At 41.5% G+C, this 12,941-nt stretch carries 10 protein-coding genes; 4 read left to right on the plus strand and 6 right to left on the minus strand.

The features are described from left to right. Positions 1 to 20 precede the first annotated feature (20 nt). From B3E92_RS08390 to B3E92_RS08415, 6 genes are all read right to left on the minus strand, one after another. Complete coding sequence (locus B3E92_RS08390) at positions 21 to 1,832, minus strand: glycoside hydrolase family 15 protein (RefSeq protein WP_070563945.1); 1,812 nt, start codon at positions 1,830 to 1,832, stop codon at positions 21 to 23. Then, positions 1,832 to 4,015 (minus strand): bifunctional alpha,alpha-trehalose-phosphate synthase (UDP-forming)/trehalose-phosphatase, encoded by a 2,184-nt coding sequence (locus B3E92_RS08395; protein ID WP_286896206.1) that lies wholly within the window; start codon positions 4,013 to 4,015, stop codon positions 1,832 to 1,834. Before B3E92_RS08395 ends, B3E92_RS08390 begins: the two co-directional genes overlap by 1 nt. A 256-nt stretch (positions 4,016 to 4,271) precedes the next feature. Beyond that, entirely contained in the window at positions 4,272 to 4,913 is a 642-nt protein-coding gene (locus B3E92_RS08400; RefSeq protein WP_046673493.1) for a hypothetical protein, read from the minus strand. After that, the gene (locus B3E92_RS08405) at positions 4,914 to 5,420 is read right to left on the minus strand and encodes an S-ribosylhomocysteine lyase (RefSeq protein WP_046673492.1); all 507 of its coding nucleotides are present in this window, start codon (positions 5,418 to 5,420) and stop codon (positions 4,914 to 4,916) included. It abuts the gene before it with no gap. A 110-nt stretch (positions 5,421 to 5,530) separates the two neighbouring features. Beyond that, positions 5,531 to 5,821 (minus strand): antibiotic biosynthesis monooxygenase family protein, encoded by a 291-nt coding sequence (locus B3E92_RS08410; protein WP_046673491.1) that lies wholly within the window; start codon positions 5,819 to 5,821, stop codon positions 5,531 to 5,533. Between the two features lie 122 nt (positions 5,822 to 5,943). Then, positions 5,944 to 6,867, minus strand: a complete 924-nt coding sequence (locus tag B3E92_RS08415; RefSeq protein ID WP_070563954.1) for a LysR family transcriptional regulator — start codon at positions 6,865 to 6,867, stop codon at positions 5,944 to 5,946. A 197-nt stretch (positions 6,868 to 7,064) separates the two neighbouring features. Here B3E92_RS08415 and hutH point away from each other — a divergent pair, with 197 nt between their 5' ends. Genes hutH through hutG form a run of 4 tightly spaced genes read left to right on the plus strand, consistent with a single transcriptional unit; the run spans position 7,065 to position 12,924 of the window. After that, the gene (hutH, locus tag B3E92_RS08420) at positions 7,065 to 8,624 is read left to right on the plus strand and encodes a histidine ammonia-lyase (protein WP_286896208.1); all 1,560 of its coding nucleotides are present in this window, start codon (positions 7,065 to 7,067) and stop codon (positions 8,622 to 8,624) included. A 58-nt stretch (positions 8,625 to 8,682) separates the two neighbouring features. Continuing rightward, positions 8,683 to 9,882 carry an imidazolonepropionase gene (gene hutI / locus B3E92_RS08425; protein ID WP_286896211.1) on the plus strand — a complete coding sequence of 400 codons (1,200 nt, stop codon included), beginning with the start codon at positions 8,683 to 8,685 and terminating at the stop codon, positions 9,880 to 9,882. A gap of 4 nt (positions 9,883 to 9,886) precedes the next feature. Next, positions 9,887 to 11,905 carry a urocanate hydratase gene (locus B3E92_RS08430; protein ID WP_286896215.1) on the plus strand — a complete coding sequence of 673 codons (2,019 nt, stop codon included), beginning with the start codon at positions 9,887 to 9,889 and terminating at the stop codon, positions 11,903 to 11,905. Then, positions 11,902 to 12,924, plus strand: coding sequence for a formimidoylglutamase (gene hutG / locus B3E92_RS08435; RefSeq protein ID WP_112374088.1), 1,023 nt, complete (start codon positions 11,902 to 11,904; stop codon positions 12,922 to 12,924). The genes B3E92_RS08430 and hutG overlap by 4 nt, the downstream gene beginning before the upstream one ends. Positions 12,925 to 12,941 lie beyond the last annotated feature (17 nt).

The following is a 12,941-nucleotide window of genomic DNA, read 5'->3' on the forward strand; positions in this document are numbered from 1 at the left end:
ACCTTCATGTTTGTTTTATGTTAATGAAAAATTGGTTTATCCAATTTTATCGCCAGGCGGTAAACAGCATTCATCAATCCAACATGACTATAGGCTTGAGGGAAATTACCCCATTGGCTACCGTTATCTTCCGTAACATCTTCGCTGAACAGACCTAAGTGATTGCTGTAGGTCAGCAAACGTTCGAGAATCTCTTTCGCTTCTTCCACACGCCCTACGCAGGCCAAGGCTTCTACATACCAAAATGCACAGACCAAGAACGTGGATTTGGGGCGGCCAAAATCATCCTGATGCTTATACCGATAAAAAAGTCCATTTTCGCCTTTTAATTCTTTTTCCAGCATCTCGAGGTGATGACGTGCACGGTCCGATTTTGGGTCAAGATAATCCATAACAATAAGCTGTAAGGTGCTTGCATCTAAATTTCGGCTGTCTAATGCGTTTTGATAGACTTTTCGCTCCTCGTCATAACAAGCTTCAATGTAAGCTTCTGCCTTTTTTAGGAGAACATTCGCGCGATCCTCCATATCCTGATAACCATTTTGGCGTGCAATTAATAGGGCAGCTTTGCATCCAACCCATTGGAAAAGATTCGAATAGCAGTGATGGTTGGCAAAGTTCCGGAACTCCCAAATGCCGGCATCTTTTTCCTCGATTGTGGCTTCTATTTTTTCCAGAATAAAATTCACCCAGCCTAAGACATTTTTGTTTTCATGGATTTTAAAACGCTGATCAGTGAAAAGAGGCAACAATGCAATCATAGCCTGACCATAGACGTCATTTTGGATATGTTCAAACGCCTGGTTCCCGATTCGCACTGGACCGCTTTCCTGATATCCTTTTAGATAGGGTAAAATATGTTCCGTAAGCTCGGAATTGCCGAGAATACCGTACAATGGTTGAAGCCTTCCCGGATTACGATGTGTGATGCCGGCAATATAGTTTGCAAAGCTTTCCATTTCTTCAAATTGACCGATATGCGTCAGTGCCGTTAGCACATAGTAGCTATCCCGTACCCAGCAATAGCGGTAGTCCCAGTTTCTGCCAGAACCAGGGTACTCGGGCAAGCTTGTTGTTGAAGCTGCTATAATTGCTCCTGTGTCCTCATATTGATGGAGCTTTAGCACCAAAGCGGATCGAATAACTTCTGTTTGATAGATGTTGGGAATACTACATCTTTTAATCCATCGCTGCCAATAGCTAATTGTCTTATGGAGGAAATCTTCGCAGGTACCTGCGATAGCTGATTCGAAAGCAGCATCATAGGTCAATACAAGGTATTTATTCTCACTGATGATGGTCCAGCTCTCCTCTTGAAAGAAATGAGAAATGGGCAAATCCGTAGTAAGGCGAATTCGTTCTCCGATCTGGTCGTTACTATACAGGATATGATTGCTTCCACGGGTTGGTTTAAGTGCCAATCGGCCATAGTCGCCAGTAGGATGACACCTAACGTTTACACTGGGGACCCCATATAAAGGTTCGATCTTCCGGACCAACATCAAAGGTTTAAAATATCGTCCGAATTGTTCAAATCGAGGGGCAAAATCCGTAACGCGATAGGCATAGGACGCTGTATGGATTTCCGTGCAGAGCACGTTGGAGTTTTTGATGTAGTATTGCTTGGTTTCGACAATAGGTTCCTCTGAGCTGATCTCAAAGCGCCCGCCTTGCTGTTTGTCGAGCATACTGCCAAATACAAAGCTATCTTCGAAAGAGGGCCAGCACAGCCAAGATATATTGGTATCCATACCGACATGCGCAATATAGGAACAATTGCCAATGATTCCAGATTGATAGGTATGTCTTTTTTCCATTGTATTTTCGTTCATTATTTTATGATAAGTTGATTCAAAAATTGAAGAACATCTTCTTGTTCATCCAGATAATATTTTGCCGCAGACTTATTGCTACCAACTTTAATACTTATCGTCGATTGAGGAAGATAACGGAATAGGTCTTCATCGGTAATGTCGTCGCCAATGGCCAACATAAAATCTGCTTTTATATGACCTGCAATTTCCAATGCTGCTTTACCTTTGTTAACTTCCGTATTTTTAACCTCAATGACCGCATTTCCGTCAAGTAACTGTAAGCCATAATCATTCAGCATCGGGTTTAAAATCTCTTTTAATTCAGTGGCTTTAAGTTCGCCCAAGCCTAATTCTACTTTTCTATAATGCCAGGCCAACGAATAAGGCTTGACTTCAATAAATGCGCCTGGAGTTTGGTCGGCCAATTTTTCCATCAATTTTTTTACTTCGGGCATCCAATGAAGTGCCAGTCCTTTTTTATATGACCAGTTGAAATTTGGGAAATTTGACCAAATGCCATGTTCGGCAACCAAATAGTAAGACCGACCGTCAAACCAAGACGATAAGCTTTCTTGCGAGCGCCCGCTTATGATGACCAAGGTATTAAGTGGGTCTGAAATAATATTATCCAAGAGGTTGTACAATAAGGTCGTCGGAGTTGCTTTTTGGGCGTGGTTCTGGAATTTGACCAAAGTGCCGTCATAATCCAGGAAAAAGAGCCTATTGCTGCTTTTACTGTATCGTTCCGAAATACTACTGAACACTTTATCTGAAATCCGCCTTGCCCATTCATCACGCTGGATGGCTTTGGTTTCAGCCAGGCGATTGGTAAATAGTTGCACCCAATGCTGTACATTAAACTTCTGTATAATCTGAATATTGGCATCGGTACGTTCCTGAACTTCTTCGGGCGGCATTTTAAGCGCTTGGTAAATACTGTCAGCAGTTTCCGTTCGATTATAGGGGTTGATAATCAAGGCGTCAACAAGTTCTTTGGAAGCGCCCGCAAACTCACTTAAAATCAACACACCTTTTGATAACGTTTTACTGGCGATATATTCTTTACTGACAAGATTCATCCCATCGCGCTTCGATGTAATCATGCAGATATCAGATGCAACATATAATCCAACCAGCTCCTCGAATGGAAGTGATTTGTAAAAATATAATACTGGCGTCCAGCTTAAATTTCCATAAATGGAATTGATTTCACTCACCTTTCGGTTAATCTCGTCTTTCAGCTTCTTATATTGCGACACTTTATCCCTTGATGGCACGATAAGCATATATAAGACAACTTTTGTATGCCATTCGGGGTATTTTTCAAGGAAGGTGAGAAAAGCTCGTAATCGCTCTAATATCCCTTTGCTATAATCGAGCCTGTCGACCGATATAATAATCTTCTGGTCGGGAAAGTGGCTTCGAAATTGGCTTGCAATGGATTGAATTTTTGGTTGATGGCTGACTTGGACGAATTTATCAAAATCAATGCCCATCGGAAAGGATTCCACAAAGATATGGCGATCTTTATATTTCAGCTGATTATAACCAGATGATACATGCAGTATTTTTTTGCAGGCGTTTAGAAAGTTCTGGCTATCAGCGAACGTATGAAATCCGATGAGATCCGCACCCAATAAACCTTCGACCAATTCTTTACGTTGTGGAATGTTCATAAAGAGCTCTTCAGAAGGAAAGGGGATATGGTGAAAATAACCGATGTTGAGTGTTTGGTTTTCTGAACGCAGCAGTTGCGGGAGCAGCATAAGCTGATAATCCTGCACCCAGATAAAATCCGAAAGTTGATCGATGGAAAGAGCGGCTTCACAAAATTTTTTATTCACGGTGACATACGTAGACCAATATTCGCGATCAAAATGAATGTAGCTCGGCTGATAGTGACAGATAGGCCAGAGAACCTCATTGGAATAACCTTCGTAGAAATTGCGGATTTCATCTTTTGATAAGAAAACAGGAAGTAAGCTCATCGGTTTGAGCAGCTCAACAATCTTTTCTTTTTCCTCTTCATCTTTCGGAACGATTCCCGGCCAGCCAACCCAGAGTATTTCGTCGCTATCAAAAGCGGAGTTTAACCCAGTTGCAAGTCCACCCGCACTCGGCTTGATGATTAATTTTTCTTTTTTTCGTTCTATTTGTATCGGCAGTCTATTTGAAATTATTATTTTCTTCTTTTTCTTCATAAGAATATTAGATCGATTTATTTGCAGTGTGGAAGAGTTATATTGACTATAACGATGGGCTTGTCATCCACTATCTGAACAACCTCGGCGAAGAATAGTTTCGATAAATTCAAATTAGAAGGACGGTAGGGGCAGCTGTTGAAGAAAGAACAAGGTAGTTTATTGGAATAATGTTGGGGAATTTGGGCAGCGGTACGGCCCAAATAGCAACAAAAAAGACCTCTATTTCTACAGGTCTTTTTGTTATCTCATTAACTTACGATATAGGGACAGCAGCAGCTTTTTCGTGATTCAATTTTTTCATAAATTGATCGAGGATGTCTCCTAATCTCCCTGAAATTTCCCCTAAAATGCTTTCCCAATCTTTAACGGTACCATCACAATTGTCTGAAACAATTTTAATGCTATGAAAGGTGAGATTTTTTTGAAAACAGAAATTCGCTAGGGCATAAGATTCCATATCAAATGCCAGAGGATTAAAATGTTTGATATCCTGATAAAAAGCCGTATTTACATTGATAAAACGATCCGATGTCAAGAGTGCATCTTCGTAACGAAATTCATCGCGTGAAATGGATTCCAAAATCCCTTGCCCTTTAAAAAACAAGGTGTTTTCCAGAAAAAAACCATCTGTATACGCGTCTCCTTGCGCATAGTATGCCGGATAAAGAACATGTCCTATCGGATGTCTTGTACAGCCCACAGTGCCCACATTGAGAAGAACAGGATTGATCCCTAAAGCTTTGATGTCTTCATAAAGCGTAGCAACGGCTAGGAGAGCATTTACTTTACCTACACCAATTTCGTAGACAAAAGTCGATTCACTGGTCGGATTAAAAGATAGCTCATTTTTATTTGCTACCAAGATAATCGTTTCAATATCTTTATTCAGGATCATTTAGTTTTCTTCAATATATGGATACTCAAAAGCCAATTCTCCGGCAGTTATCAGATTTAAGAAGTTAACACAAGCCTGCTTTGAGGTGGGAAAATCCATAAATGTGTAGTTTCCGCAGCTAATCGGGTTTTGGAAAGGTACTTCGTATCCTTCTGTAAGAATAGTCTCTAATACTTCTTTCATCAATTCCGCCACATTCTGAGGAGTTTTCGCTGTTCCAGCCAATACAACATAAAATCCCGTGCAACAGCCCATTGGTCCAACATAAATAACCTCATCACCTAAGATGGTTCTAATTTCTGTTGCAAAACAATGCTCTAAGGTATGCATGACTTCAGGCGATAGCATACGCTCAGGAGAATTCGGTCTGATCATGCGAATGTCGTAAGTTGTATAACTTTCAACATTGCTGTTATTGGTGGTAGAAGCTTTAGCGTAGATCCCTTGTTTTAATTTGGTATGATCTACCGTAAAACTATTTACTTTTGCTTTTTCTTTTGTGTACATCTTGTTCTGTTCAAAGCTGTAACGCTTGCGACGCTACAGGGGTTAAAAGTTGAATATCAAAAATTTCTACAAAGATACTAGATTATTATAGAAAAAGGACGATAAAACTACTATTTTAACACTTCATAATGTTCGACTGTTGGAAACGGATCGTAGTAATGATGTAAAAGTTTTTCCCATTCCTTAAATAATGCAGATTCTCTGAAACCGATGGTATGATCTTCCAACGTTTCCCATTCGACCAATAGAATGTACTGGTTGTCTTTCTCAATACATTTACGTAGTGAATGCGTTATATAGCCTTTACTCGCACTAATATACTGGCAAGCTGTTTTATAGTCTCTTTCAAAATTGGATTGTTGTCCTTCAATAATTTGCAATACAGCTACTTCTAAAATCATAATTTGTTTTTTTATCAAGTTTAGTAAATAACTCAAACTTAGAAAATTTGTTTCTGATATGCAATACACGAACAAGCTTACCGAACAATTTATTCTTTATTGTTTTAATATGGACTTAGACCTTAATTATCCCGCTTTGACGTATTATATCCGTATTTTAGTTGTGAAGTGATGATCTGGGTGACCAATGGAATACCCGGGTTGCGATTTTGTGCATTCCAAACTAGAGAGAGCGTTGTTCGTTGTGGTAAACCGTTCAATTCAAGGAAGGTGACATCAACATGGTATCCGTTCTTTAAAGACGAAGGAACAATGGCAACACCCAATCCCTGAGCAACCATATTGAAAATGGTCAAAGCATTCACAGTGCGCAAAGTAACTTTGGGGATAAACTTATGATCACTAAAGATACTCATGACGAGATCATAATAAGAGTGGCTATAGTTTTTGGAAAATAAGATAAATGATTCATCTTTTAAGGCGTCAAGACTTGCTTTCGGCGAATTCAATAGGGGATGATCGTTGGGTAAAACGAGACTAAAATGCTCGGTATGTATAGGCAGGCTACATAGGCCAGGTGGCGTTTCCGAAAGACGAACAAAGCCTAAGTCCAATTCTTTTTTCTCCAGCAGATCCAGCTGGGTTTCATTCGCTAGTTCGTGAAGTGATAACTCGATATCAGGTTGCTGCTGTTTTAAATTGAGTAGTAGTTCCGGCAGGATGGTCTGAACAGCCGACCCAATAAACCCCAGCTTTAAGGTACTTATTTTACCATTGGCAAAGCTTTGAAGTTGAGTTTCAATCTGATCCAAGTGCCTAAAGAGTTCTTTCACCTCCGCAAAGAGATAGATCCCAGCTTCCGTCATTTGAACATTTCGTTTATTACGCTCAAAAAGTGCTACGCCATAGGATTCCTCCAGCTGCTTAATTTGTCTGCTCAAGCCCGGCTGCGCAATAAACAATTTTTCGGCAGCCCTTCTAAAATGCAGCTCTTCTGCCAATACTTTAAAATACAGTAAGTGTCTTAGTTCTATTTGATAATTCATGGTTATCAATTGATGATAAAAATGGTATTTCTAATTATCAAATATAGCAAGTACATTTGAGTAAAGCAGATAGGAAGATGGAAAAATTTTTATACGGCAGTGGGCAGCTTGATAATTCATGGTTATCAATTGATGATAAAAATGGTATTTCTAATTATCAAATATAGCAAGTACATTTGAGTAAAGCAGATAGGAAGATGGAAAAATTTTTATACGGCAGTGGGCAGCTAACATGCTCCATAGCCTTAGCCATAGTAAAAGGAACGGTTACGGGGGAAATATCACCCGGAGTCAAGAATAAGATCGAGCAGAGCGCCAGTTATGTCCGTAAAATAGTCGAGCGTGGTGAGGTTGTCTATGGGATTAATACCGGTTTTGGTCCCTTGTGTACCACACTTATTGACGCAAGTCAAACGCAGTTGCTACAAGAAAACATTCTAAAAAGCCATGCTGTCGGTATGGGCGAACCTATCGCCAATGATTTGGCCAAATTGATGCTTATTCTTAAAGTTCACGCGCTTTCTCAAGGATTTTCGGGTGTTCAGTATGCGACAATTGAACGGATTATTTGGCATATCGAAAACCATATCATTCCTGTGGTACCTAAGCAAGGCTCTGTCGGCGCATCGGGTGATTTGGCGCCATTGTCACATTTATTTTTACCCTTGATTGGCTTAGGAAAAGTCAACGTAGAAGGGGAAATTATGGAAACAGCTACCGTTTTGGAAAAATATGGTATGGCTCCGGTGCACTTGGGCGCAAAAGAAGGTCTGGCTTTGATCAATGGAACTCAATTTATGGCAGCCCATGCTGTGATGGCTGTTGCTGAGTTAAATCGTGTACTTCAGAATGCTGATATTATTGCGACCTTAATGATTGAAGGTTTAAACGGCTCAATAAAACCATTTTTTACTGAATTACATCAATTACGCCCGCATGCCGGAAACCGTTATGTCGCTGCAAGCATTTTTAACATGCTTCATGGCTCCGCCATTTTAGAAAGCCACAAAGACTGTTCCCGTGTACAAGATCCCTATTCTTTGCGCTGTATCCCTCAAGTCCACGGAGCATCACGCAATGCTTGGCTTCATTTGAAGGAGACCATAGAAATCGAAATAAATGCAGTGACCGATAATCCTGTGATCATTAATGATGAACTAACCATTAGTGGCGGTAGCTTTCACGGACAGTCAATCGCTTTGCCTTTGGATTATGCCACACTTGCTGCATCGGAAATCGGCAATATTTCGGATCGAAGGGTTTACTTGTCTTTAGAAGGTCAAACCAACGGTGTCCCAAAATTGTTAATGAAATCAACCGGTCTCAATTCAGGATTTATGATCTTACAATATAGCACAGCCGCGATTGCAAGTGAGAATAAAGGGCTTTGTTTTCCTGCAAGTGCAGATAGTATTCCTACCTCTTTAGGCCAAGAGGACCATGTCAGTATGGGATCTATTTCCGGCCGAAAATTACTACAGGTCATTGACAATGTTAATAAAATATTAAGCATTGAACTGTTATGTGCGGCACAGGCAAAGGATTATCGTCAGCCATTAAAATCGACTGCAGCATTGGAAGCTATTCATGCGAGAATTCGTCAGTCCATTCCGCATATCGAATCCGATCAACCGATGGAAGAGCTGTTGACTGAAGCATTAAGGCTCGTAAAATCGGGCGAACTGATCACATTGCATCGTCAATATGCGACGGGCGAAATTGCTGCGGATTTGAAACAAAGATTTGAAGAGTTTTAGACGAAGAAGGATGGAAAAAGAGCTAAAATTAGTTGGACCTTTTAGGCAGATATTAACCATGTCAAATATGCCCGTTAATGGGGCGCTCCATGATAAACAAATAGTTATTATTAAAGATGGAGGTATTTTAATAGCAGGTAACGATATCATGGAAGTGGCGGACTTTGAGGGATTACAACTGCAATGGGGAAAGCAAGTGGCACTTGTACATGTAGAAGGAGATCAGGTCGCCTTGCCAGGCTTTATTGATTGCCATACGCATATTGCTTTTGCCGGTAATCGAGCGAATGATTTCGCCCTCCGAAATGCAGGCTCAAGCTACCTGGAGATTGCGGCAGCTGGGGGAGGGATTTGGAGCACGGTATCACACACAAGGGATTGTGATGCAGCAGAATTGATTGATCTCACGATCCAGCGTGCAAATTTTCTGTTAAGGCAAGGAATCACAACAATTGAAGTTAAAAGCGGTTACGGTCTTAATGTTGAAGAAGAACTGAAGATATTACGTGTCATTCAGGAGTCGGATCGTCGTACGGCATCAGACCTTGTTCCAACTTGTTTGGCGGCACATATGCTCCCGCGAGACTTCAGCGGATCGCCAAAGGATTATCTTCATCGAATTGCAACAGATCTTTTTCCGCTATTGAAATCAGAAGGGCTGTCAAACCGGATTGACGCATTTATAGAAAAAACAGCGTTTCAAGGGGAAGACATTGTGGCATATTTACAAAAAGCAAAAGCGATGGGTTTTGACCTGACTATTCATGCCGATCAGTTCACAACTTCGGGAAGTCAGATTGCAGTTGAACTCGGTGCCCAATCTGCGGATCATCTTGAGGCATCAACAGCAATTGAAATTGACCTTATTGCCCATTCAGATACAGTTGCGGTGGCGCTACCTGCGGCTTCCATCGGACTTGGATGTGGTTTTACGCCAGCTAGAAAGCTGTTGGATGCAGGTGCATGTTTGGCCTTAGGAAGTGATTGGAATCCGGGTTCTGCACCCATGGGACAATTATTGACAAGTGCGAGTATTTTGGCAACAGCAGAGAAGTTGACGAACGCTGAGTTGCTTGCTGCATTAACCTATCGTGCCGCCAAAGCTTTAAACCTGTCGGATCGCGGCGTGTTAGCCAAAGGCATGAAAGCAGATTTCAGTATATTTAAAACAGCTAATTATCAGGATATTACTTACTACCAAGGAAGTTTGCAACCTACAGCAGTATGGAAAAATGGTCGGGAAGTATTCTCATTATAATAACATGGAAGATACATTTAAGAACGAGGTGGCGGAAGGTATTCCGACCGTATTGCCCCCAAAAGTAGAGCGAGATCATACCATAAGTCATGCCCCCCGACGAAAGGATATTCTCACCCGGTCGGAAGAGAAGCTGGCTTTACGGAACGCATTACGCTATTTCCCCAAACAATGGCATACCGTTTTAGCACCTGAATTTTTAGAGGAGCTCCGTAGTTACGGCCGAATCTACATGTACCGCTTTAGGCCCCAATATGCAATGCAGGCTCGACCGATAGCTGACTATCCAGCAGAGAGCAAGCAAGCGGCAGCGATTATGTTGATGATTCAGAATAACCTTGATCCGGCTGTAGCCCAACATCCCCATGAACTGATTACGTATGGTGGGAATGGAGCTGTTTTCCAAAATTGGGCTCAATATCGCCTCACCATGCAGTATCTTTCACAGATGACAGATGAACAAACTTTACATCTCTACAGTGGTCATCCCATGGGTCTTTTCCCGTCGTCACAACATGCACCACGTGTCGTTGTAACGAATGGAATGATGATTCCAAACTATTCGAAACCGGATGACTGGGAGCGTTTTAATGCTTTAGGCGTTACGCAATATGGACAGATGACTGCAGGTTCCTATATGTATATTGGTCCGCAGGGTATTGTGCATGGTACTACAATTACGGTCATGAATGCTTTCCGAAAACATTTAACAGCAAATGATACAATTCAAGGTAAAGTATTTTTAACTTCTGGCTTGGGGGGAATGAGTGGCGCACAACCTAAAGCAGGTAATATCGCCGGATGTATCACCGTATGCGCTGAAATAAATCCCGCTGCTGCAAAAAAACGGCATGAACAAGGTTGGGTAGACCGATTGATCGAAAACATCGATGAGCTCGTTGAACAGGTACAGTCGGCGATGGATCAAAAGGAGACCGTATCTTTTGCCTATATCGGTAATATTGTCGAAGTGTGGGAGGCTTTTGATCGCGAAAATATCCACGTCACTGTAGGATCTGATCAGACATCTTTACATAATCCTTGGTCTGGAGGCTATTATCCGATGGGGCTGACCTTTGCAGAATCGAATGCTTTATTGGCGAGTGATCCTGATCGATTTAAGCAATGCGTACAAGAAAGCTTGATACGGCATGTCGATGCCATCAATAAGCATGTATCCAAGGGAACCTATTTCTTTGATTACGGTAATGCATTTCTATTGGAAAGCAGTCGCGCTGGTGCAGCGGTATGGAATGACGATAAGGATCAATTCCGCTACCCATCTTACGTACAAGATATTCTTGGCCCAATGTGTTTCGACTATGGTTTTGGACCCTTTCGCTGGGTTTGTACGTCTGGAAAGGCTTCGGATCTTCAAAAATCAGACGAAATAGCCATGACAGTTTTGGAAAATCTCCGAACAGAAGCCCCAACGGAGATTCAGCAGCAGATGCAAGATAATATACAATGGATTAAAGAAGCTGGAAAAAATAGACTTGTGGTAGGCTCTCAGGCACGTATCCTTTATGCAGATTCCAATGGACGTATTGCGATAGCAAAGGCTTTTAATGACGCTGTAAAAAGTGGCTTGTTTGAAGCACCTATTGTATTGGGAAGAGATCATCATGATGTGAGCGGTACCGATTCACCTTATCGGGAAACAAGCAATATCTACGACGGCAGTCAATTTACAGCAGATATGGCAATTCATAATGTCATCGGAGACAGTTTCCGGGGGGCTACCTGGGTCTCTATCCACAATGGCGGTGGAGTCGGTTGGGGTGAGGTTATCAACGGAGGCTTTGGTCTACTACTAGATGGCTCTGAAGAAGCAGCTGTTAAATTGGAAAAGATGTTGTATTTTGATGTCAATAATGGGATTGCTAGGCGCGCTTGGGCTAGAAATAAGGAAGCTAATCAGGCGCTAGATCGAGCAATGGAGAGAAACACAACATTGCAAGTTACCCGCGCGCAACTTGTAGATGACGATATTATTGAACAATTATTTGATCAGAGCGAATGAACTTTTTGTTGAATAATCCAGAAATATATAGTAAAGGTGACCAAGCGGTATGGAAGGGGCGTACCGATGGCCAGGATCGTGAATGGATGCGTTGGCATCAATTAATGGATTGTGTTGATCTTCTCGAGCAGCCTGATTTAAGACAGTCCTTCGCTTTTCTGGGATTCTGTAGCGATGAGGGGGTCGGACGCAATCAAGGTCGTGTAGGAGCCAAGGACGGACCCACAGCACTTCGGAATGTCTTAACAAACCTTCCTGTACATTTTTCAGATAAACTACAACTTAAAGATTGTGGTGATATATTGATAAAAGACAGTGATTTAGAGCTGTCGCAGCAGGGTTTAGGTTCTGCCTTAAATTGTATTCTTGAACAAGAAGGATTTCCAGTCATCTTGGGTGGCGGCCATGAAGTAACCTATGGCCATTATTTGGGTGTTAAAGAATTTCTTAAGAGCCGTGATCAAAGTCTAGGCATTATTAATTTGGATGCCCATTTAGACATCCGTCCATTGCAGGACGGCAAAGGGAATTCGGGAACGGGCTTCTATCAAATCGAGCAGGACCAGTCTAATGCAGGTTTGCCATTTCATTACCTGGCAATTGGTATTCAAGAAATTAGTAATACCAAAGGATTGCTCGACTATGCCAAAGCGAAGAAAGTACAGATTATAGGGCGAGAGAGTCTGGTCGTTGAGAAACTTGATTTCATTCGCGACAAAATTGTACGTTTTGCCAAATCAGTAGATTATGTATATTTGACGGTTGATCTTGATGCTTTCGCTGCAGCTTATGCGCCGGGAGTAAGTGCATTGGCATTTAACGGTATAGTGCCCGATCATTTGTTCTTTACGATCTACGATATTCTACTGGATCTGCCCAACTTAAAATCTGTCGATTTTGCTGAATTTAATCCCCATTTTGATATCGATTCTAGAACGGCGAAATTAACAGCTGATCTGATCTTCAAGTTGATAAACAAACTTGCCATTAAATTTGATCAGCAACTAGCCAGTAGATAAACAGAAAAAAAGATGGG

It is taken from the genome of Sphingobacterium sp. UBA6317, from assembly GCF_002440385.1.
GTDB classification, from domain to species: Bacteria; Bacteroidota; Bacteroidia; order Sphingobacteriales; family Sphingobacteriaceae; genus Sphingobacterium; species Sphingobacterium multivorum.

Coding starts and splice junctions, on each gene's coding strand:
- B3E92_RS08395 (WP_286896206.1), bottom strand. CDS start 4,015: ATGAAGAAAAAGAAGAAAATAATAATTTCAAATAGACTGCCGATACAA.
- hutG (WP_112374088.1), top strand. CDS start 11,902: ATGAACTTTTTGTTGAATAATCCAGAAATATATAGTAAAGGTGACCAA.
- B3E92_RS08400 (WP_046673493.1), bottom strand. CDS start 4,913: ATGATCCTGAATAAAGATATTGAAACGATTATCTTGGTAGCAAATAAA.
- B3E92_RS08410 (WP_046673491.1), bottom strand. CDS start 5,821: ATGATTTTAGAAGTAGCTGTATTGCAAATTATTGAAGGACAACAATCC.
- B3E92_RS08390 (WP_070563945.1), bottom strand. CDS start 1,832: ATGAACGAAAATACAATGGAAAAAAGACATACCTATCAATCTGGAATC.
- B3E92_RS08430 (WP_286896215.1), top strand. CDS start 9,887: ATGGAAGATACATTTAAGAACGAGGTGGCGGAAGGTATTCCGACCGTA.
- hutI (WP_286896211.1), top strand. CDS start 8,683: ATGTCAAATATGCCCGTTAATGGGGCGCTCCATGATAAACAAATAGTT.
- B3E92_RS08415 (WP_070563954.1), bottom strand. CDS start 6,867: ATGAATTATCAAATAGAACTAAGACACTTACTGTATTTTAAAGTATTG.
- hutH (WP_286896208.1), top strand. CDS start 7,065: ATGGAAAAATTTTTATACGGCAGTGGGCAGCTAACATGCTCCATAGCC.
- B3E92_RS08405 (WP_046673492.1), bottom strand. CDS start 5,420: ATGTACACAAAAGAAAAAGCAAAAGTAAATAGTTTTACGGTAGATCAT.